Raw genomic sequence first — 21,372 nt, 5'->3', positions numbered from 1 at the left:
AAGAGATCACGCCAGCGAGACGTCCTTGAGGAACGCCTCCACGCGTGGGTTCTGGCCGCTACGCAATACCTCGGGCGTGTCGTCGCAGACCACGCGCCCCTTCTCCATAAACACAATTCGATCGGAGACCTTGAAGGCGAAATTCATCTCGTGGGTGACGATCACCATGGTGATGCCCTCCCCGGCCAGGGCTTCGATGACTTGCAGCACTTCGTTGACTTTTTCCGGGTCGAGCGCCGAGGTGGGCTCATCGAACAGCATGATTTGCGGGCGCATCATCAGGGCGCGGGCGATGGCCACGCGTTGCTGTTGGCCGCCGGACAACTGGTGCGGATACTTCCAGGCGTGGTCGAGCATGCCCACCTTGTGCAGCAGCGCGTAGGCCTGTTGCTTGAGCTCATCGGTACGCCCCAGGCGATGGTATTTCGGCGCCATCAGCAGGTTGTCGAGCACGCTCAAATGCGGGAACAAGTTGAAGCTCTGGAACACCATGCCGATATTCAGGCGGTGCTCGGCGTGCTCCACGTATTGAGGTTTCTGCGCACCGACCTTGTTCAAGTGAATGAACGGCTGGCCGTTGATCGTGATCTCGCCGTTGTCCAGTTGCTCCAGGCCGTTGAGCAGGCGGATCAAGGTGGTCTTGCCCGAGCCGGACGGCCCGATCACCGACACCACTTCACCCGGCTGGATCTGCAGGTTGACCGAGCCCAACACCTCGATATCGTTGTAGGCCTTGTGCAGCCGCGTGGCGTGCAGCGCCGACGCCCCGGTGGTTGCCGGACGTTGCAGCGCAACCCGCTGTTGCGTGGCCAGGGCCAGCACCGCCGCATCCGGCACGCGGGACACATTGCGCTGGTTGACGTCGAGAAAGCGCTCCAGGCGTTTGAGCAGGAAGTCGAACACGGTGACGATAAACACGTAGAAGAACGCCACCGCCGCCATGGTTTCGATCACCAGGAAGTTCTGCGAATACAGGCGCTGGCCGACCATCAGGATTTCAGTCAGCGAGATCACCGACACCAGGGACGTGAGCTTGACGATGGAGATGTATTCGTTGGCCAGCGACGGCAGCGCCACCCGCAGCGCCTGGGGAATCACCACGCGCCACTGAGTACCAAAAAACTTCAAGCCCAACGCCCGTGCCGCCTCGCCCTGCCCTTTGGGAATCGACAGCAAACCGCCGCGATGGATCTCGGCGACATACGCCGTTTCGCAGATCACCAGCGCCAACAGGCCGGACCAGAACGGGTCCGCCAGCACCGCCGAAGTACCCGGCAGCGCTTGAGGCAGGTTGTAGATAAAGATCAGCAGCACCAGCAGCGGCAGACTGCGGAACAACCAGATATAGCCACGGGCGGGCACGCTGAGCAGACCATGCCTGGACTGTTTGGCCAGCGCCAGCAGAAAGCCCAGGCCAATGCTCAAGACCCACGTCAGGGTGCTGAGCTTGATCACCGTCCACGTCGCCCGCCAGAACTCGGCGTCGCCCAGCAAACCAAACATGTAATTCCAGTCGAATGTCATCGTCGCTGTGCCTTGCAAAAAAAAGAGGTTGATCTGCATCGATGGGATGAGAGTCGTGGGGAGAGGTGCTTGGGGTCAATTCGTAAAAGCCGGCCCAGTGGGTAGGTAGAACCTATGCAGCAGACGAACGTCCTGTGGAGCGCTGCATTTTCTGTGGCCAGCGGGCTCGTTGTGGCGAGCGGGCTTGCACCCGCGTTGGGCTGCGAAGCAGCCCCAGTAAGATAAATGCGGTGTGTCAGGTATACCGAGTCGTTAGGTTTTGGGGCCGCTTCGCAGCCCAACGCGGGCAAGCCCGCTCGCCACAAGAACCAGTACAGTGCACACCTCAACCCACAGCATCACGCACGCCAACTTTTGGTGCGATTTCAGCCAACCTCACTCAACACCCGCACCGCATGCGGATCAAAAAAGCTCGGCGGCGCCATCCCGGGGATGTACTGGTCAGACACAAACATCCGGCACCGCTCGGCAAACGCCGACACCACCCGCGACAACTGCGTATTGCTCGCCGTGGCATACCCCAGCTTCATCGGCCGATGCGCACCGGCCAACCGCAGGCGAATCACCCGCTTGCCATCCTGGGAGATGTTCGATTTGGGCCGCGCGTTCGCGAAGGAGTAGCCAATGCCATTGCCCACCATCGCGCGCACTGTTTCGAGGTTGGTCGAGCGCATGATGATGTTCGGCGTGGTGCCCGCCTGCATGAACAGGCTGAGGAAATAGTCGCGGCTCCAGGGCGTGTCGAGCAGCACCACCGGGTACGCCTCAAGGTCTTGCATGCTGACCGCCGACAGGCTGGCCAACGGGTGATACTCGCCGACCATCACATACGGCGGCAGGTGGGCCAGCGGTTGGAAGTCGATATCCGGGCTGGTCACCAGGTCATAGGTCAGGGCGATGTCCAGCTCGCCGCTGCGTAGTTTTTCCAACAATTCCTCGTGGTTGCCTTCGGCCTGAGTCAGCCGCACGCCGGGAAACGCACGGCCAAACCCAAACACCAGTTCGGGGGTGATCATTGGCGCCAGCGACTCCAGGCACCCCACCCGCAACGGCCCGCGCACGGTGTTCAACGACTCCGACGCGATGGTGTAGAGGTTGGTCATCTGCTCCAGAATCAGCTTGGCCTCTTGCATCACCTGGCGCCCGACGGCCGTCAGCGAAATACCCTGGGCGTGATGCCGGATAAACAGCTGTATCCCCAGCTCGGCCTCCATATGGGTGATGGCCGCCGAGATCGACGGCGACGACACATGAATGCGTTCAGCGGCCGCGCTGATACTGCCCGCCTCGCCCGACGCGACAAAATATTCCAGTTGGCGCTGAGTAATACGACTGAGCATCAGGCCTGTACCTCGGTAATGACTGTATGGGCACCGCGTTGCAGGGTTCATGCCGGGATGCGCGCGGGACCTGTGCCAGGCGATGACCTGCACGGGCTTCGGTTTTTCCTAAGCACTACCCCGCGCAAATGCTGGTTTCGTGATGGGAGGCGCGATGTGAAGCTGGCTGCATCCCGCTTCTGACGAGTCGTTCGCCATGCCCACCCACACCCGTATCCGCATGTTCAACACCAAACAGACCTACCCCAACCAGGCGCTGGACAACGACCTGTGCCAGGCCGTGCGCGCCGGCAACACCGTGTACGTACGCGGCCAGATCGGCACCGATTTCGACGGCAACCTGGTCGGCCTCGGCGACCCGCGCGCCCAGGCCGAACAAGCGATGAAAAACGTCAAGCAACTGCTTGAAGAGGCGGGGTCCGACCTGTCGCACATCGTCAAGACCACCACCTACCTGATCGACCCGCGCTACCGCGAGCCGGTGTACCAGGAGGTCGGCAAATGGCTCAAGGGCGTATTCCCGATCTCCACCGGGCTGGTGATTTCGGGCCTGGGCCAGCCGGAATGGCTGATGGAGATCGATGTGATCGCCGTCGTGCCGGACGATTGGACCGTATGAAGGCCGTGATTGCCCGTGAGCCCGGCGGGCCTGAGGTGCTGCAGTTAGTCGAGCGCCCGGTGCCGGGTTTGCAAGCCGGTGAAGTGCTGATCCGTGTCGCAGCTGCCGGGGTTAATCGCCCGGACTTGATGCAACGCAGCGGCGCGCCCACGCCCCCCGGTGTCACCGATGTACTGGGGCTGGAAGCAGCGGGCATTGTGGTCGAAGTGGGCCGCGAGGTGGACGAGTTTGCGGTAGGCGACCGCGTGATGGCCTTGCTCAATGGCGGAGGCTACGCCGAATACTGCGTGGCCCAGGCGGCGCATTGCCTGCCGGTGCCGGTGGGGTTGTCGCTGCAGAGTGCTGCCGGTATTCCCGAAGCGGCCTTCACGGTATGGCACAACCTGTTTGAACTGGGGCGCCTGCGCAGCGGCGACACGGTGCTGATCCACAGCGCCGCGAGTGGCGTCGGCAGCTTCGCCGTGCAGTGCGCGCATGCCGCCGGCGCGCGCGTGATCGCCACCGCCGGTGGCCCGCAGAAAGTCGCGATGCTGCAAGCGCTGGGCGTGTGGCGCGCGGTCGACCGGCACATCGAGGACTTCGTCGAGGTAGTGAATGACTGCACCGAAGGACGCGGCGTCGACGTGGTGCTGGATAACGTCGGCGGACCGTACGTGGCGCGCAACCTGGCGGCCATGGCGATGGGCGGGCGGCATGTGAGTTTGTCGTTCCTGCAAGGCGCGAACATCGAACTGGATTTACAGGTGTTGATGCGCAAAAACCTCAGCCTCACGTCCTCGACTCTGCGCCCCAAAAGTCACGCCGAAAAAGCCCGCTTGGCGGTATGCATCCGTTCACGTTTTTTGCCCTGGCTGGCCTCCGGCCTGGTCAGCCCGCAGATCCATGCGCAGTTGCCGCTTTCTCAAGCAGCCGATGCTCACCGGCTGCTGGAAGCCAATGCCAACGTCGGCAAAGTCCTGCTGACCGTCGCTGAATAACCTGGAGTGCCCCCATGCCCCACCGCGTGTTTTTCCTCAACGGGCCCAACGCCAACCTCTACGGGCTGGACAAGAGCGGCACCTACGGCAGCGAAAGCTTCGCCAGCATCGAAGCACGCTGCCAGCGCCACGCCGTTGAACTGGGCCTGAGCCTGGACTTTCGCCAGAGCAACCACGAAGGCGTGCTGGTGGACTGGATACAAGAAGCGCGGCTGAACGCCGACGCCATCGTGATCAACGCCGCCGGCCTGAGCTACAGCTCGGTGCCGATCCTCGACGCGCTGCTGGCCTTCGACGGCCCGATCATCGAAGCGCACATGAGCAACCTCTGGAAGCGCGAGAACTTCCGGCATCACTCCTACGTATCCAAGGCCGCCACCGGCGTGATCGCAGGCCTGGGGGCGCTGGGTTACCAACTGGCACTCACGGCCGTGGCCGATCTTCTCAAAACATAAATGTGTGGCGAGCGGGCTTGTTGTGGCGAGCGGGCTTCATGTGGCGAGCGGGCTTGCCCCGCGTTGGGGCGCGAAGCGGCCCTAATCCAGTCACCGCATTCTTTCAGCCAGAACTCATTGGCAGGTTTTGGGGCCGCTCCGCAGCCCAACGCGGGGCAAGCCCGCTCGCCACAACAGCCCCGCTCGCCACAGGAAACCGGTTCACCACAACAAGCTCATTCACCACAACAAGCCCGGCAACCACAGCAAACCCGCTCACCCCAAGAGATTTGCTTTCACCTCATTACTGCGTTCAAAAACGCCTAACTACTTTCCAGGAAACGCCCATGTCAGTAGAAACCATCAACACCCTGGTCGTCGGCGCAGGCCAGGCCGGCGTCGCCATGAGCGAGCACCTTTCCCTCATGGGCGTGCCGCACATCGTCCTGGAACGCCACCGCATCGCCGAACGCTGGCGCTCCGAACGCTGGGACTCCCTCGTCGCCAACGGCCCGGCCTGGCACGACCGCTTCCCCGGCCTCACATTCGAAGGCATCTCCCCCGAAGCCTTCCCCCCCAAGGAACGCATGGCCGACTACTTCGAAGCCTACGTCGACAAGTTGCAGGCCCCGGTACGCACCGGCGTCGAAGTGCACCAAGTGGAACGCCACGTGGGCCGCCCCGGCTTCAAAGTCACCACCTCGGCCGGCGTGTTTGAAGCCGCCAACGTGGTCGCCGCCACCGGCCCGTTCCAACACCCCTCCACCCCCAACATCGTCCCCACCACCGCACCCATTCACCAACTGCATTCCTGCGCCTACAAAAACCCCGGCCAACTGCCCGAAGGCGCCGTACTGGTTGTCGGCGCAGGTGCCTCCGGATCGCAAATCGCCGAAGAACTGCAAAAGGCCGGCAAAACCGTCTACCTCTCCGTCGGCGAACACTACCGCCCGCCCCGCGCCTACCGCGGCCGCGACTACTGCTGGTGGCTCGGCGCCCTGGGCCTGTGGGACGAAGTCAAAATCCAGCCGAAGAAAAAGCATGTGGCCTTTGCGGTCAGTGGCTACGAAGGCGGTAAGACTGTGGACTTCCGCCGCCTGGCGCACCAAGGCATCCACCTGGTGGGCGTCACCCAGGACTGGAACGACGGCGTCATGACCTTCCAACCGGGCCTGGCCGACAACGTGGCCGAAGGCGACCGCGCGTACTTCGACGTGCTGCGCGATGCAGACGCCTACATTGAGGCCAACGGCTTACCGTTCCCCCTGGAACCCACGGCCTGGGAACTGCTGCCCGACCCGGAATGCCTGGTCAACCCTATCCTGAGCCTGGATTTGGCTAAAGCTGGCGTGACCACCATCCTCTGGGCGACCGGTTTCAAGTTTGATTTCAGCTGGCTGCAAGTGGATGCGTTTGACGAAAAAGGCGAGCCGTTCCACAAGCGTGGGATATCGGCGCAGAGCGGCATTTACTTCCTGGGGTTGCCGAACCTGGTGAACCGCGCGTCATCGTTTATCTATGGGGTTTGGCACGATGCGAAGTACGTGGCGGACCATATTGTTTTGCAGAATGAGTACATGTCCTACAACAAGCCGTGAAACGAGGAAGTGCACGGCGACAGCGCCTTACTCCGTTGCCTACAGTTGCGTCAGAATCCGCCGGCTCGTGCGCTGGAGTGAGCGTCTCTAAGGTTGCCCGGTCGCTGAAAACTCAGTGATCGGGTTTAGTAGCCCGAGTGACAACATAAAGTGCATAAGCCTAATTTCTCAGATGTTCTTGTCTGTGCTTGATGGTGGCTGTGCGCAGGGCGCCCTCGGCGCGCCGGCTTTGTGTGTTTCCCCGGTCTACTAACCTGCGTACAGCCGCCACCCTCAGGGCAAACTTCTATGCAGTCATCAACCGGGGGGTTAGTTTCAGGGCACCACTAAAATTTCTACCGCCATGATCACGGGTTGTCGTAGTGCTGTACCTCAGTCGCAGACCGATCAATGCGCTTTTCCATCTCGGCAACAAACCCGTTCAATGGCATCAACCCTTCTCCCGCATACCCTGGGTACTGCACCTGATACGGCGGTGCATCGGACAAACTGCGTAATTGGTCCAGGCTCTGCGCCACATAGGCAACGCTGACAAACTGTGCGCCTGTGCGCTCGTTCGCCCAGCGTTCAAACACAATAGTGCCGCCCGGCGCTGCGTCATTCTCGGGGTATTCGGCGATTTTCCAGTCAAAGCCCAGCAGCGTGCGCAACTGCGCGATGTTGCTGTCGTGGCCCACGTACGCCAACCATTTGGTACCCGGCGGGCTGCCCACGGATGTCGGTTGCAGGGCAAGGAGGATTTGTCCGAGCAATTGCGAAGCACCCCGCTGGGCGATGTAAGGTACGTGATTGCTCAGCGCGTATTTGCCCGAACGCAAGGCCATCAAGCGCGATACGTCTGCGGCGGTGCGCCCTTCGCCAAACGCCACCTGGTCCAGTGGCAAGCCTTCGGCGTATTGCATGCGGAAGGTTTCGCTCATGGCCGCGCCCACACTCAACGGACCGCTGAGCTTGGTGACGCCTTCCTTCTCTTTCAGCGTCCAGGGTTGCTCGCTCAGGGTACAGGTCTTTTTCCCGCAGGGCGTCGGCACGCCTACCAATTGCTGCATGGCCAGCACCGGCGCGGCAAAGCGCTCGCGAGCTGCGTCGACGCTGCCACCCATGGCTGCCAGCATCGCCGCCTGGGTGCGCGCCGGGTCCAGTGGTGCCAGGCCGTTTTCGCCGCCGTGGAACAGCTGGTCTTCACTCTCACGCCCATGGTGTATTGCTACGTTGCAGCCCGGGAACATCCCCTTTACCAACGCCGCACTGGTGGCCTGGGTACGCGCTACCGGGCTGGACCACACGTAGGCATCCCCCGCCTGCGGGCACTGCCCCGCCTTGAACAGGCCGAGCGAATCCAGCGTGTGGCGTTGCCATTGGCCCAGCAGCACGGTGGCAGCGCGGCCATGGGCGGTCAACTGACCGTCGCGGGCACCAAACGCAGGCCAGGTCTTGGCCGACCAGCCTTGCAACTCGGCGGTATTGGTAGCCGGGCGGATACCGTGGCGCATCACCAGTACCACCTTGTCCAGGCGCAGGCCGGTGGTGTCCAGAGGCGCGGCCACCGATGGAAGCGCCAGGCACGCGCCCAGCGCCAAACCCGCATACTTCAACAAAGTCGATTTCATCATCACGGGCCTAGAAGTCATAGCGGGTATTGAGGCTTAAAGTACGTGGCGAACCCGGCTGCAGGTAGTTTTCCTGGTAGTAGGTCCAGTACTTTTTGTTGGCCAGGTTGGTGACGTTGGCACCCAAGGTCAGCGCACGACCATCGCCCAGACGCAGACGATAGCCGCCCCCGGCATCGAACAGGCTGTAGGCCGGCAGGGTATGCACGTTGCCCGAATCCACCGCCATTTCGCCGATGCGCTGGGCGCCGGTGTGCACGAACATCCCCCGCATCGTGGTAGGCCGAGTCCAGTGACATGACGCTACCTTCCACTGTCAGGTTCGGTGTGGCATCAACGCTGGCTATCAGCTCCAGGCCCTGATAGCGAAGTGAAAACAGACCTACCCTATCCCTGCGAGAACGTGATAAATCAAGCCCCTTTTCAACGCAAAACATCTCAAGGACGCCCATGAAGTACGATGATGCAAGCTGGCACCATGGCGGAGACTTTCCAGCAGGCCAACCACAGGAGCATGGCGGCACACACATAGCGCTTTTCATGAGATGGTGTTTTGTTAGAGGCTGGGCTGGCGACTTTCATGTCGAGGAAGAGCCTGAAGCCGTCGCCCACGTGATCAGCGGCGAACTCTCCGCCACCGAATTTCTCTTCAGGTATTGCGATGGCAAATTTACTGAGGAGGACTTGAACGACGCTGGGAATGCGATCGCACAGCACTATTACGGGAGCCGTGGCCTTTACCTTCACGACTACGCAGACCACTTTGGCAACTTGATGTACGTTGCCCCGGAGTCCGCGCACGATTTTGAGGAATTTTCCGCGATGCTGGATGCTCGGGTTAAGAGTGGCGTGCTGATTAAAGCAGAGGCCTAACCGCGCTTCTGGCCGAAAACATTCGTTTATCGGCTCGGCGCCGCACATCTCGCACTACCTGCCTGGCATCAGTGGAGTGTCCGCTTGGGGTCGATTGCAGCCCTTCATGAGATGCAGCGATCGGCCAGAAGCGGCAGGTCACCAATACGGAGGGGTATAAAAGCGCCTCGTAATTCAACCGAGCGTACTCACGGTTTTTTGGCCTGCCGTCTGCGTGCGATGCTGCGAGATTTAGTCCGCCCGCCTCCGCTACAGAGCGTACAGCGGCCATTTGAATCGCTAGCACCACGTTAGAAGTCGGTAATTATCGTCCCGGCAATGCTCTCGGCAAATCCATCTCCGAAGACCGTGGCCGGTGTCGCAAATCCCGGGCGCCGTTCACCGTTCAATACCCGGCGCGCAGCTTCCACCGCTGCCAATGGCGTATAGGAATAGCCGTTCACGGTTTCGATCACAGACGTTGCGGTTACTCCATCAGCGCCTATGACCTCAACCACTGCGCGGGCGCGATGCGCATCCCGTTGTTCTGCCGTGGGTCCGTCAGGCAGTTGCGACAGATCACCTTCTGGAAACGCATCGCCCGCGATATTCACATACATCGCGATATTAGGAATGCCCGTCGAATGCCAGCCTGTGACCAGGTCACCGAAAGAAAGCGGCACGCAAAGGACCGGCCCCTGACCAAAGTCAAAGTCCCGTGGCGTCGCATCGGGCGCCATAACCAATTCGCCGTCCACCCTTGCGAGTAGGCCTGCACCGATGATCTCACTAACGCTCATGGCCGACCCACGGGACATTGATCCTGGGACCTGAAGTGCGATGCTCATTGCAAGCGGCTTTTCAACGCGCCTAGCAACCTGCACCGCCAGCGAATCAGTGGGGACGACGTCCCAACCAACGCCTGGCAAAAGCATGACCTTATTGGCAGCGGCTTGAACGCCCAGCCTCTCAGCCAGCCGGTAAACGTTGATCTCGGCGGTGATGTCCAGATAGTCGACCCCAGACTTGATGCACGCGTTCATCAATGGCTCTGCTGTTTGCGCGAATGGCCCCGCGAAGTTTAGTAATACCGAGATGCCAGACAGATCAGTTTCGAGAACTGCGCCAGCATCGAACACTCGATATGGCACGTCCAACTGCGCTGCAAGGGTCGCAAGCTGCTGCTTGCTGCGCCCTGCGATTTCAAAATTCAGATCAAGCGCTTTTGCCCGCTTGGCCGCCATACGACCGGTGTAGCCCGTGGCTCCGTAGATCAGAAGTGTGCTCATTGGACGTGTTGCCATTTTTTATAGACGAATTCCAGGCTGTACCCATCCGGGTCCAGTACATTGGCTGCGTAGTAATCGGGGTCGTAGTGTAAGCGGGCGCCCGGCGCGCCATTATCGATGGCGCCGTGCGCTATGGCCGCGGCGTAGGCAGCATCAACTTCTACCTTGTTGTTCGCGACGAAACCAACGTGCACAGCCCGCCCTCCAGATACACCTTCACGCAACCAGAAAAACATTCGGCCATTGCTGCCAAAACCTTTCAGGTCTGGATGCCCCGGTGGGCCGTCCTTGCCGTCGTAGTCCAAACGCGCGGTGATGCCCAGCGGCTTCAGTACAGTCTCATAGAAACTGATAGAGCGTGCGATGTCGCTTACCGACAAAAAAATATGATCAAGCATGGTGTACCCCCCGTATGTTCAGATGTTGTAGCCGCCGGCGACTTCAATAGTCTGGGCATTGATCCAAGTGCCCTCTTCGGACAGCAGCATGGCAATAACCCGCGCAACATCTTCGGGCTCACCCACCCTTCCAAGCGCTGTTTGCGCCGCCAGCATCGCTTCGAACTCGTCGTTCAGCCCGCCACCCAGCTCAGTACGGATAGCACCCGGTGATACAGCATTGGCCCGTATGTACCGCTCACCAAACTCTTTGGCCATATAGCGGGTGAGCACTTCGAGCCCGCCCTTGAACGCGGCGTACGGTGCAACTCCGGCGGTGGCTACACGAGTAGTGGCGCTGGTCAGGTTGACGATACTGGCGCCTTCCGCCAGCAGCGGCAGCAATACCTGAGTGAGAAAAAACGGGCCTTTGAGATGCACTTTGAACAAGTCATCGAACTGCGCCTCGCTGACGGAGGCCAAAGGGTTGAACAAGCCATAGCCGGCGTTGTTGACCAGGCCACTCAGCGTTGTGGCATTCCACGTCTCCCGCAGAGCTACCACTACTGATTCGCGAAATGCCTCGAAACTGCCAACATCCGAGACATCGAGCTTGAGCGCTATGGCTTTCCCACCTGCGTCCTTAATGTGCTCCACAACCGAAGCCGCCGCCTGGGGGTTGGCGTTATAGGTCAGGATGACGCCCATACCTTTTTTGGCAATATGCTCGGCGGCACTGGCACCGATTCCGCGGCTGCCGCCTGTGATCACGATGACGCCCATATCTGTTTCCTCTGTGTGGAATGTGCGTCCAGAGTAATAATCAGCGCCTAGGGGGTCATATCCGTTCCTACTCTAAACATGCCTGTTTCTGCTTTTTGCTTGCACGAGGAGTCGTTATACCTTCAGCATGCTAATCATGGACAACCAACTCAAAGAACTTAGATCACTGGCGGCCGGCGCTGAAAACCGCCGAACCGAAACAGGCATCCCGCGCGTAGCCATGGTTCAGGGCAAGATCCCAGAACACCTGCTGGCGGCGGTCTATGACCCCATGATCAATCTGATTCTGCAAGGCAGCAAAAGCATGACGGTGGGTAACCGCACGCTTAGATATGATCCTGCGACCTACTTTGTCATGTCCATCGACCTACCAGCCGTGGGTTCAGTACATCCCGCCGCATCAGGCGAGCCGTATCTGGCAGTCAGTCTGACGCTTGATCCGGCAGTCCTGTCGACATTATTCGGTGACTTGCCCAAACCTGCCGTCCGCATGGAAAATAATCCCGGCTTTTCGGTGGCCTCGGTTACGACCGAGCTGATGGACGCTTGGATACGAATGCTCCGACTGATGGGCGATCCAGATGCCATCGCAGCTTTGGCCCCGGTTTACGAGCGGGAGATCATCTTCCGCGTCCTACAGGGGCCGCATGGGTGGATGCTCAGAGAGATCGCAGCGCCTGATACCGCAATGGCCCGCGTTAACATGGCTATTCAATGGATTCGCCGCGACTTTGCCAAGCCCATCGGCGTAGAACGTTTGGCAGAACGAGCATCGATGAGCGTCTCGGCATTTCATCGCCATTTCAAGGCTGTTACCAATTTGAGCCCTTTGCAGTATCAGAAGCGCGTGCGCTTGCTCCAGGCGCGAACACTGATGGTGGCAAATGCCAAGAGCGTCATGGCTGCGGCCTTCGAGGTTGGCTACGAAAGTGCCACGCAATTCAGTCGCGATTATGCTCGGGTGTTCGGGCTACCCCCTGCAAAAGATGCGGGGCGGATCCTCGGGGATACGAGAGACGCCAGGGTGACGTGAGCACTCAACTGAACCCTTCCGCGCAGTGCCGCACGGAGTCAATTGAAGCCAAATCAGTGAGCGGCAATTCTGGGACGAATATCGATGACGGAGTACTGTACCTGATCCACCCTTGTCCTCTCCTGAGGAGGAGGAATCCACCATGAACACCATTGGAAAACCTCTGACCTTGCTACCTGCTAAGAATCCGGAATTTAGTCGTCCGACGAGGACGGGAGTCGATCCTTAGCTGCCGCTCAGTGCCCGGGCAAGCCAACGATGTCGAGAATATCTCTGAATTTTTTGAGATTAACGGCTTTGCAATCGTCAGGCAGAGATTCATAGCCCCAACTGGCAAAAGCAAACGGTATTCCGTATCCGCGTGCGGCTTCAAAATCGTTCCTATTGTCTCCGATCATTATCTTGGGGAGCTTTCCGTAATCGGCACGCGCTACCAATGCACCCAGGTGTCTGGGGTCAGGCTTCTTAAAGGACACGGTATCCCCGCCACAGACCACATCCATAAATTTCAACAGGTTGGTTTGCTTGAGAATATCGATGGCAATCGATTCGTCCTTATTCGTACAGACAGATATTTGCCACCCCGCTTCTCGCAACGCGCTAAGGGTTTCAATTACCCCGTCATAAGGTTTTGTCATCGGATGGTCAGTGTGTTCGTAACGCGAGATGAAGGTATCAATCGCTTCTTCCATGTCATTTATTCCACGCAAGTAGAACGCTCGCCTGGCAAATGATCGCATTCCGTCACCGAGGAATAATGAAGTTTTTGCGACCAAAATTGGCTCAAGATTCCGCTCGATCAGAATTGCGTTCAGTTGCGCTGTCATGTCGTCCGCAGAGTCAACGAGAGTACCGTCAAGGTCAAAAATAATTGCGTCGGCCTGAACCGGGTGTGCAATTTTCAGTTCATTTATCGACATATATCTTTACTCAGGTTTTGCAGGGCTGTGGCTAGATGGCAGGGCTCTGGCTATGGCTTTTTTTGCTACGCATCAGCACATACACCGCACCGGATGCGAGTAGCGAGAACATAGCGGCAATCACAAATGCGCCCGCGAATCCCTGGCTGTAACTCTGCTGAGCGAGCCCATTCAGCGTTTTGGTTAAGTCGTGGGGATACATTGCGATAGCACGTTCGAAGTCGCCTGCCATCACGTATTCGGAAAATCCGGGTTTAGCAGACACTCCCGCGTCTATCAGCCTGCTTTCGACCGCCGATTTCACTCCGCTGGCGAGTACCGCTCCCAGCCCGGCGAAACCCAGCAATATGCCGGTGAATCTGGATGTGGTGCTGATGCCGGATGCCATTCCGGCGCGACTCCGAGGAACTGTGCCCATGATCGCCTTCTGGGTTTCGCCATTCAGCAATCCTCCACCAGTTCCCAAAATAGCCATGCCGGAAATCAGCAATAGTTCTCCCTGCTGAATGGCGGCGAACATCAGAATAAGGTTACCCAGTGCAACGATTAAGAGGCCCAGTGCCAGGATGCCCGCGCTCTCAAGGTAAGGCGAAAGTCGCCTACCTACTTGGGGGAAAATCAGCATCGCAATGGCAAATGGAAGCATGGCGATACCCGCTTGGAGTACTCCGTTGCCACGGCCATTTTGTAGAAAGAGCGGTAACAGCGATGCCATGACTTGAGCAGATGAGGCATAGGCTAGCATCGCGAGTACTGCGCCAACGAAGGGCCTGGCTGTGAACAATTCGAGATCAAGCATTGGGTGGGTACGACGTTTTTCGACCCAGACAAAGACTGCGAAAAACAGCAGGCCCCCGATCATGCTCACGAGGACAGGGATACTGGACCATCCATGACTGGGACCGGCTATGAGTGCCCATGTGGCACTGAACATCCCTAGCGCGAAAAGCGCAATTCCCGGGATGTCCAGAGTTCTCGGAATGGGGTCACGAGATTCATCCACCAGCGTCACGACCGCTGCCGCCAGCAATAAGCAGACCGGGATGTTGATATAGAAAGCCCAGCGCCACCCAAGTGAACTGCTGATCACTCCACCAATGAGCGGCGAGACAACCATTGTGAGTCCCATGATGCCGCCCCATATCGCCCATGCGTGGCTGCGCTCGTTTTCATCGTGAAAAGTGTGTCCGATGATTGCTAGGGCAGGAGCAAGCAGGAAAGCGGCTCCGACTCCCTGTACCGCTCGCGCCAGATAAAGGCCTGACGCTGAAGGCGCCAAACCACATGCCAGAGAAGAGACTGCAAAGAGCGCTATTCCGAACAGAAAGACGCGTCGTCGGCCATACCGGTCAGCGATGGAACCAGCCGGAAGCAGGAGGGCAGCGAAGCAGAGCACGTAGGTGCTTATGACCCACTCGACCTCTGCAAACGATGCCTGAAGATCCCTGGCAATGGTTGGCAAAACGATGCCTACGACGTTCGTATCTAGAACTGTCATGGCACAGCCCGCCGACGCGACAACCAGTATGGCCGCTTCTTTTCTCATGGAATGACAGTCTCTTCTGATAACGGGAGCGGTAACTGCACTTTTTGAAATGGGCGTTTATTTAAATGCAGCTAGCCCGGCTTGAGCGATCTCTTCATCGTGCTGTGGTGTGTCCGCAGATACCCCTACAGCCCCAACGGTGTGTCCGTTGATGATGATCGGAAAACCACCACGCATCAGCACAAAGCCTTGGGCGGTGATTGCGGCAGGTCGGGTGCCGTTGATGGCATCTTCTAGCGCGCCGCTGGGACGTCGGAACAGAGCGGCTGTACGAGCTTTTCCGGGAGCCAGTTCTACACCCGCAGGGACAGCGGCGTTGTCCATTCGAGCGAGGAGAATAGGCAAACCAGCACTATCGACAACTGCGATCACGCACGGCCAACCAGCCTTTTGCGCTTTTGTTTGCGCTGCTGTGAGGATCTGTTGAGCGGCGGCAAGCGTCAGAACTGGCTGGCTAGGCAAATCCGATGCTGCTGCTGGCAGAGAGAGCAGAGCAAGCGTTCCAGAAAGAGCCAAGGCAGTCGCGATGTGAGGAAGACGGAACATGGTGAACTCCTAATGCAGTGAGTCCAATGATTGGAACAGGGGGGATAATTCAGTACAACAAAGCTTTACGGCTTTATAATTCAGAAAAACTGAATACTAGGTCCCGCAGCCATGGACATTCGACATCTCCGCTCTTTCGTAACAGTGGCGGAAAATCTACATTTTTCACGCTCGGCCGAGCAACTGGGCGTTTCTGCCCCAACTCTCACTGCGCAGATTCAGGAAGTGGAGAGCTTGTTAGAAGCTCGGCTTTTTAATAGAACAAAGCGATCTGTCGCGCTCACGCCAGCTGGGGAAGCGTTTCTGACAGAAGCCCGCGCTACTCTCGAACAATTCGAGAGAGCTGTTAACGTGGGCCAACGTGCAGGCCGAGGCCAGGTTGGCCGAGTGGAAATCGGATACGTGGGGTCAGCCGCCTTTTTCGGGGTACTCCAGGACCAGGTCCAGCGCTTTCGCAATCAGTGGCCAGACGTCATGGTGAACACCAAGGAACTCCCTACCGAGCAGCTCACGGCACTTCTCGAGGACGGTCGGATTGACGTGGCCTTTGTACGGATGCCGGTGCATCTGCCCGACGCAATCTCCAGCCGTATTTTGGCCCGAGACCGATTCTGCGTTGCTTTGCCAGCGGACCATATCCTGGCAAAGACAGTTGATGACATTCGCCCGAGTGCGCTTGCTGGCGAGTTGTTTGTGCTACCTGAACAAGGGTTAGGGTTGCGTGAAGTAGCCAAGCGCGGGAGATTCGATCCATACATTGGTTCGGCTCCCGGAAGTCTGGTCGCAGTGCTGACACAGGTGGCACTGGGTGTGGGTATAGCAGTCATTCCCAGCGTTCTGATTCAAACTGTTCAACTGCCAAATGTGGTCTTTAGGGAGATAGCTGGGCCTCCCATTTTTTCAGAGGTGGGCGCTTTGTTTCGCCGCCATGAGAGGCTACCGATTGTGTGCAACCTGATTAGCCAGATCCTTGAGACCGATGAACGCGTGTGGAACGGCGATCCTCTGCGGAGTGCACAGAAAGAAATGCTCTGAAGGTTAAACTGAATCGCCCTAGATTCGTAGACACATTCGAGCGTCCGCTTGTCGCCGATTGCTGCCAGTCACGAAAAGCCGCTTCACGAAAGTCTTCCATTTTATCAGGCAGGTCATAGAGGCTCTGGCTTTGACAATTTTAAGCGCTTACTCCCACGCAGAGATGTGTTTCCGGTCTGCCTCTTTTTTGCGCCTGCGCGACGGGTATGAACTGCAATTCTTCTCGAGTAGGTCCCTCGGCATAATTACCGAAGATAATAGCTATTTCCATTTACATCTCAGGCCTGCCTGAAAACATGTACCGACCAACTTGTAGGGAAATCCCTACAAGGTTCGCAAATCACTAGAGCAATATCAGGATTTCCTGATGGCTCTTTGCTATGTGTCGCGCTAGAGTGATTAGAAGATTTAATAAAATCTTGGTTTCTCCGGCCTCGGCCTAGGCCGCAGGACACTTCATACCTGTGGAGTGCACCATGAAAGTTCTAATCGCCGATGACTCATCCATGTCCCGCAAGATGGTCTTGCGCTCCCTGCCTGAATCACTGACCGAAGATGTTCGCCAAGCCTGTAATGGTTCCGAGGTGATGGAGGCCTACCACGCCGGGCAGGTCGATCTGCTTTTTCTCGATCTCACCATGCCCGTCATGGACGGTTTCCAGACCCTGGAGGCGCTCAAGCGTGAAGACGCCAATGTGGTCGTCGTGGTGATCAGCGCAGACATCCAGCCCCTCGCCAGGCAACGCGTATTCGACCTGGGCGCTGCTGCATTCGTCGCCAAGCCGGTTACGGCAGAAGCCGTACTCAATGCTTTGCACGTCATAGGAGTGCTTTGATGGAAACCTTGGCCGAGCTCACCGAAGACCAACGTGACGCCCTGCAGGAACTGATGAATATCGCCATGGGACAGGCGGCCGAGCGACTGGCCCTGCTGACCAATACCATGGTGACGCTTTCGGTTCCTTTTATTCACCCGCTGATTCGGGAACAGAATAACCTGGCGATTCCGGAGCATCTGCGCCGAAGCTTCATGATCGTCACCCGCCAGTCTTTCCTGGGGGAGTTACGCGGAGAAGTGTTTGTGTGCTTTGGCTCCATGGGGGCAGATGAACTGGCCGAACTGCTGGGCTACAAGGGCGGCGGCCTGGCCCAGCAGGACGAGCTGATGCTTGATGTCACCAACATCCTGACCGGCGCCTGCATCAGCGGCCTGGCAAGACAGGTGGCGACTCAAGTGAGCTATGACGCGCCATCCATTCTCGTCCACAGGGAACAGGAAGCGAATGCACTTGATGAATTGAACCTGAATGAACACCTTGCGATGGTGTTGGAAATCCGTTTCGAAGTTCAGGCTCATCAATTCTCCTGTGACTTGTTGATCTGCATCACTGAACGTACAGCAGGCGTTGTCGTTCGGGCCATTGATCGTTTGCTGGACGAGCTTTGAAGGGACCTCTCATGACAGACAGCAAGGCAATCTCCCGAGAAACCCTTGAGTCGATGCTCAAGGCCATCAACATGGGCGTGCTGCTGGTCGACCAGGACTGCAAAGTGCTGTTCTCCAATCACTTTATGTCCATCAACAGTGGCCGCAGCGCTGAAGAACTTGTCGGCCGTACGCTGTTCGAAGCATTTCCGGAGCTGCCGGAGGTCTGGACCAGGCAGAAGATCAACAGCGTCATCACTCTGCAAAACTTTGCTTTCACTTCATGGCAGCAGCGGCCGCACCTGTTCAATTTCGAAAGCACCCGGCCCATCAGTGGCCAGGTCCGGCACATGTATCAAAACTGCACCTTCTTCCCCGTGCAAGATGCCGATGGCAGCAATCTTGGCGTGGGCCTGGCCATCAGCGATACGACCGATACCGCTGCCCGTCAACTCGAGCTGACGCACCTTAACCAGTTGCTGGAAGAAGAAAAGGCCGCCCAGGCGCTGCTTATCGCGCGGCTCGAAGATGCACAAGCGCAGTTGCTGCAGTCCGAAAAGATGGCGGCGATAGGTCAACTTGCTGCAGGCGTGGCCCACGAGATCAATAACCCGATCGGCTTTGTTTGCTCCAACGTCAACAGCCTGCGTCGTTACCTCGTGGACATCTTCGCGTTGCTCGAAGCTCATGAGCAGGCAACCGACGACAGACATGCCAATGCTCATCCCGAGCTTGCGGTCATGCGGGACAAGATGGATTACACCTTCATGCGTCAGGACATCGACGACCTGCTTGCCGAGTCGGCCGACGGTCTTGACCGGGTCACACGTATAGTCAAGGACCTGCGCGAGTTCTCCCACGTCGACAGTTATGAATGGCAGTTGGCCGATCTGCACAAGGGGCTCGATAGCACCCTCAACGTTATCTGGAACGAGATCAAGTTCAAGGCTCAGGTGATCAAGTGCTACGGCGATGTCGAGCCCATCGAATGCATGGGCTCACAGATCAATCAGGTTTTCCTGAACTTGCTCATCAATGCAAGCCATGCCGTGGGCGCCGACGGCGAAATCACTATCAGCAGTGGGAGGGAAGACGGCGGAGTGTTCGTTGAGATCGCCGACAACGGTCATGGCATCCCCCTTGAAATCCAGAACCGAATATTCGAACCGTTCTTCACAACCAAGCCGGTGGGCATGGGGTCAGGCCTTGGCCTGTCGTTATCGTATAGCATCATCGTCAAGCACCATGGAAGGCTCACCGTCGAAAGTGAGCCGGGTAGGGGAAGTTGCTTCCGGGCTTGGTTACCATTACGTCAGCCCCTGCATCAGGCCCTTTCTACTTCCGCCGCAGAAGGATGCTGATCATGGACGGTCCGACTCTGCTTCCGCTACATCAGCAAACCCTGGAATGATGACGAGTTGCAGCTCACCATTGATCAGGCTCTAGAAGTGCAGAGAGTACTTTGTGATCGTGAAAATCCCCAGGAACTCATTAGTGGATAGAACGAAATCCTGTGTAGTGGTCAACTTATTCCGGAAACTGCGTTAGGTTTTTTCTCAGCTAAAGCAGGCGGCAACCGGTGTTGGGCTGGTGTTGCAACCGAGCAGGACGTCGCGGGACGTTAGCTGATGCTGGCTCGCTTGCTGCCCTTCAACTGGCAGCAATTGGCCGAAGGTCGGCGGTCGCAAACGACTGCCTTCAGCCAAGAGCCGACATTACTATGACGAAAAGCTGACTTTCCAGCAGACCCACTGGCCAAGAACGCTATTGATAAATATGTTGGGTTGAGCGGTCAACTTGACCCACTTCTAAAGCCTCCCCGTTACCGAATGTTCTTGTCCAGGAATTCACGAATGACAGGAATGATTTCCTTGCCGTGGGTTTCGAGCGCGAAGTGGCCGGTGTCATAGAAGCGAATATCCGCCTTAGGCAGATCACGCTTCCAGGCCTCGGCCCCGGCCGGAAGGAAGAACGGGTCGTTCTTTCCCCAAACCGCCAGCAGCGGTGGCTGGTACTTGCGAAAGTACGCCTGGAAGGTCGGGTACATCGCTACGTTCGAGGCGTAATCCAAAACCAGGTCTAGCTGAATGTCCGCATTACCAGGCCGCGATATCTGAAGCCCTTCCAACGTGTAGCCATCTGGCGAAACCGAACGCTTGTCGGTAACCCCTTCAAGGTACTGCCACTTGATCGAGGCCGGTGTTGGGAAGTCTTTCAGGGCGTTCCGGTTTTGCTGCGTAGGTTCGTGCCAGTACTTTTGGATAGGCGCCCAACTATCGCCCAACCCTTCCTCATAGGCGTTGCCGTTCTGAGAAATAATGGCGGTCACCCGGTCAGGATGTGCGACAGCGAGTCGCCATCCCACGGGGGCGCCGTAGTCGTGAACCATAAGCGCGTACTTATCGAGCTTGAGCTGTTCGGTGAACTGGCCGATGGTCTTCGCCAATTGGGTGAAGGTGTAGGCGTACTCGCCCCTCGCTGGGGCTTCGGTGAAGCCAAACGCCGGCAGATCCGGCGCGATCACGTGATAGCGATCGGCTAGTTCGGGAATAAGTTCGCGGAACATAAACGATGAGGCTGCGAAGCCGTGAAGCAGCAGTACCGTGGGTGCGCTGGGGTTGCCTGCCTCACGATAGAAAACCTTCACATCACCCACCTGCTCGTAGCGGTAATGAACCACGCTGGTCGCATTGGCGGACTGCGCACCGCCAACCAGCAGAGAGACCGCGAGGCCAGCAGCTGCGATTGATTTGGAAGAGGTCATGACGATTTCCTTTGTAACCGTTAAATTTGATATTTGAAGGTTACGTAGCTTTTTGGTAACCTGTCAAACTTATTTTATTAGTTACAGAGCTATATGAATCCGACCAGCACTTCTTCCGGCGCACTCTTTCTGGCTGACAACCTTGCCCTCGATTTCATCAATAGTGAGTACGGTGTGGGTGACCTACGTCACGACTGCCTTACCGATGATCAAAGCGTCGCGAGCTGGCTCAAGATGGCAGGGCTGCTGCCTGAGAGCGCTGCCCCAAAGGTCCCGCGTGGACTGCTGGATGAAGCTCGCAAGCTTCGCGACTGTTCAAGGGCCTTGGTAAACGCCGCAATGAAAGGCGTTTCAGTCGATCTCACCTTGATCAATCAGATGCTTGAAGCGGGTCGCCCGGTGAGTAGGCTGGAATGGGATGGCGAAGCGCAGGAGTTCCGAGTCGGCGTTCATCAAAGGGACCGCAGCCCGGCAAGCCTGCTTTGGCCTGTGGCCGATTCCTTGGTGAGTCTGGTCACGAGCGAGAAGTTCGAATTTGTTCGCCAGTGTGAGGCGCATGATTGCATTCTGCTGTTTCATGACCTGAGTAAATCGCACCGCCGCCGCTGGTGCAGCATGTCGACCTGCGGCAACCGTATGAAAGTGGCGGCGTTTCGTTCCAGGCAGAAACCTGAATAGGGCAAGTACAACCTCCTGAGA

22 protein-coding genes are annotated in these 21,372 nt (G+C 57.9%); 11 read left to right on the top strand and 11 right to left on the bottom strand.

The features are described 5' to 3' along the window. Nucleotides 1-6 precede the first annotated feature (6 nt). Together ACR52_RS05230 and ACR52_RS05225 are read right to left on the bottom strand one after the other, a co-directional pair. Nucleotides 7-1,524: an amino acid ABC transporter permease/ATP-binding protein gene (locus tag ACR52_RS05230; RefSeq protein ID WP_048721376.1), complete on the bottom strand. Its 1,518-nt coding sequence runs from the start codon at nt 1,522-1,524 to the stop codon at nt 7-9. A gap of 365 nt (nt 1,525-1,889) precedes the next feature. Further along, entirely contained in the window at nt 1,890-2,864 is a 975-nt protein-coding gene (locus tag ACR52_RS05225) for a LysR family transcriptional regulator (RefSeq protein ID WP_048721206.1), read from the bottom strand. A gap of 196 nt (nt 2,865-3,060) precedes the next feature. On the opposite strand from ACR52_RS05225, the gene ACR52_RS05220 reads away from it, so the two are divergent. From ACR52_RS05220 to ACR52_RS05205, 4 genes are all read left to right on the top strand, one after another. Then, entirely contained in the window at nt 3,061-3,483 is a 423-nt protein-coding gene (locus tag ACR52_RS05220) for a RidA family protein (protein ID WP_048721203.1), read from the top strand. Then, nucleotides 3,480-4,460 carry an NAD(P)H-quinone oxidoreductase gene (locus ACR52_RS05215; protein ID WP_048721200.1) on the top strand — a complete coding sequence of 327 codons (981 nt, stop codon included), beginning with the start codon at nt 3,480-3,482 and terminating at the stop codon, nt 4,458-4,460. Before ACR52_RS05220 ends, ACR52_RS05215 begins: the two co-directional genes overlap by 4 nt. A 14-nt stretch (nt 4,461-4,474) precedes the next feature. Beyond that, a complete protein-coding gene (locus ACR52_RS05210) occupies nt 4,475-4,915 on the top strand; it encodes a type II 3-dehydroquinate dehydratase (protein WP_048721196.1) in 441 nt (146 codons plus the stop codon). A gap of 326 nt (nt 4,916-5,241) precedes the next feature. Beyond that, nucleotides 5,242-6,492, top strand: coding sequence for a flavin-containing monooxygenase (locus ACR52_RS05205; protein ID WP_048721192.1), 1,251 nt, complete (start codon nt 5,242-5,244; stop codon nt 6,490-6,492). Nucleotides 6,493-6,839: 347 nt separating this feature from the next. Here the strand turns inward: ACR52_RS05205 and ACR52_RS05200 are convergent, their stop codons facing one another. After that, nucleotides 6,840-8,105, bottom strand: a complete 1,266-nt coding sequence (locus ACR52_RS05200; RefSeq protein ID WP_048721190.1) for a histidine-type phosphatase — start codon at nt 8,103-8,105, stop codon at nt 6,840-6,842. A gap of 7 nt (nt 8,106-8,112) precedes the next feature. Next, entirely contained in the window at nt 8,113-8,367 is a 255-nt protein-coding gene (locus ACR52_RS29155; protein WP_048721188.1) for a TonB-dependent receptor, read from the bottom strand. Nucleotides 8,368-8,552: 185 nt separating this feature from the next. Here ACR52_RS29155 and ACR52_RS05190 point away from each other — a divergent pair, with 185 nt between their 5' ends. Then, nucleotides 8,553-8,975: a DUF7832 domain-containing protein gene (locus ACR52_RS05190; protein ID WP_048721186.1), complete on the top strand. Its 423-nt coding sequence runs from the start codon at nt 8,553-8,555 to the stop codon at nt 8,973-8,975. A gap of 290 nt (nt 8,976-9,265) precedes the next feature. On the opposite strand, the gene ACR52_RS05185 is transcribed toward ACR52_RS05190, so the two are convergent. From ACR52_RS05185 to ACR52_RS05175, 3 genes are read right to left on the bottom strand one after another with little or no spacing between them, the layout of a single operon-like run. Continuing rightward, nucleotides 9,266-10,243 (bottom strand): saccharopine dehydrogenase family protein, encoded by a 978-nt coding sequence (locus tag ACR52_RS05185; RefSeq protein WP_048721183.1) that lies wholly within the window; start codon nt 10,241-10,243, stop codon nt 9,266-9,268. After that, complete coding sequence (locus tag ACR52_RS05180; RefSeq protein WP_048721180.1) at nt 10,240-10,641, bottom strand: VOC family protein; 402 nt, start codon at nt 10,639-10,641, stop codon at nt 10,240-10,242. The genes ACR52_RS05185 and ACR52_RS05180 overlap by 4 nt, the downstream gene beginning before the upstream one ends. An 18-nt stretch (nt 10,642-10,659) precedes the next feature. Next, nucleotides 10,660-11,403 carry an SDR family NAD(P)-dependent oxidoreductase gene (locus ACR52_RS05175; protein ID WP_043205680.1) on the bottom strand — a complete coding sequence of 248 codons (744 nt, stop codon included), beginning with the start codon at nt 11,401-11,403 and terminating at the stop codon, nt 10,660-10,662. A 136-nt stretch (nt 11,404-11,539) separates the two neighbouring features. On the opposite strand from ACR52_RS05175, the gene ACR52_RS05170 reads away from it, so the two are divergent. After that, complete coding sequence (locus ACR52_RS05170; protein WP_048721374.1) at nt 11,540-12,436, top strand: AraC family transcriptional regulator; 897 nt, start codon at nt 11,540-11,542, stop codon at nt 12,434-12,436. 236 nt (nt 12,437-12,672) lie between these two features. On the opposite strand, the gene ACR52_RS05165 is transcribed toward ACR52_RS05170, so the two are convergent. Genes ACR52_RS05165 through ACR52_RS05155 form a run of 3 tightly spaced genes read right to left on the bottom strand, consistent with a single transcriptional unit; the run spans nt 12,673 to nt 15,448 of the window. Further along, nucleotides 12,673-13,356, bottom strand: coding sequence for an HAD hydrolase-like protein (locus ACR52_RS05165; protein ID WP_048721175.1), 684 nt, complete (start codon nt 13,354-13,356; stop codon nt 12,673-12,675). 31 nt (nt 13,357-13,387) lie between these two features. After that, the gene (locus ACR52_RS05160) at nt 13,388-14,902 is read right to left on the bottom strand and encodes an MFS transporter (protein ID WP_048721173.1); all 1,515 of its coding nucleotides are present in this window, start codon (nt 14,900-14,902) and stop codon (nt 13,388-13,390) included. A gap of 57 nt (nt 14,903-14,959) precedes the next feature. Further along, a complete protein-coding gene (locus ACR52_RS05155; protein ID WP_053221236.1) occupies nt 14,960-15,448 on the bottom strand; it encodes a GlcG/HbpS family heme-binding protein in 489 nt (162 codons plus the stop codon). A gap of 111 nt (nt 15,449-15,559) precedes the next feature. Between ACR52_RS05155 and ACR52_RS05150 the strand changes: the two genes are divergently transcribed. From ACR52_RS05150 to ACR52_RS05135, 4 genes are all read left to right on the top strand, one after another. Further along, a complete protein-coding gene (locus ACR52_RS05150) occupies nt 15,560-16,483 on the top strand; it encodes a LysR family transcriptional regulator (protein ID WP_048721171.1) in 924 nt (307 codons plus the stop codon). Between the two features lie 476 nt (nt 16,484-16,959). Beyond that, complete coding sequence (locus ACR52_RS05145) at nt 16,960-17,319, top strand: response regulator (RefSeq protein ID WP_048721169.1); 360 nt, start codon at nt 16,960-16,962, stop codon at nt 17,317-17,319. Next, entirely contained in the window at nt 17,319-17,930 is a 612-nt protein-coding gene (locus tag ACR52_RS05140) for a chemotaxis protein CheC (protein WP_048721167.1), read from the top strand. The genes ACR52_RS05145 and ACR52_RS05140 overlap by 1 nt, the downstream gene beginning before the upstream one ends. 11 nt (nt 17,931-17,941) lie before the next feature. Further along, on the top strand, nt 17,942-19,270 hold the full coding sequence (locus ACR52_RS05135) for an ATP-binding protein (protein ID WP_048721164.1): 1,329 nt from the start codon (nt 17,942-17,944) through the stop codon (nt 19,268-19,270). Between the two features lie 461 nt (nt 19,271-19,731). On the opposite strand, the gene ACR52_RS05130 is transcribed toward ACR52_RS05135, so the two are convergent. After that, the gene (locus tag ACR52_RS05130) at nt 19,732-20,673 is read right to left on the bottom strand and encodes an alpha/beta fold hydrolase (RefSeq protein ID WP_152687587.1); all 942 of its coding nucleotides are present in this window, start codon (nt 20,671-20,673) and stop codon (nt 19,732-19,734) included. A gap of 93 nt (nt 20,674-20,766) precedes the next feature. Here ACR52_RS05130 and ACR52_RS05125 point away from each other — a divergent pair, with 93 nt between their 5' ends. Beyond that, nucleotides 20,767-21,351: a CGNR zinc finger domain-containing protein gene (locus ACR52_RS05125; RefSeq protein WP_048721162.1), complete on the top strand. Its 585-nt coding sequence runs from the start codon at nt 20,767-20,769 to the stop codon at nt 21,349-21,351. Nucleotides 21,352-21,372: the final 21 nt, after the last annotated feature.

The organism is Pseudomonas fildesensis, assembly GCF_001050345.1.
In the GTDB taxonomy this organism is placed as follows: Bacteria; Pseudomonadota; Gammaproteobacteria; order Pseudomonadales; family Pseudomonadaceae; genus Aquipseudomonas; species Aquipseudomonas fildesensis.
The sequence above is the reverse complement of the archived record's forward strand: the minus strand, read 5'-3'. Positions and strand labels throughout refer to the sequence as shown.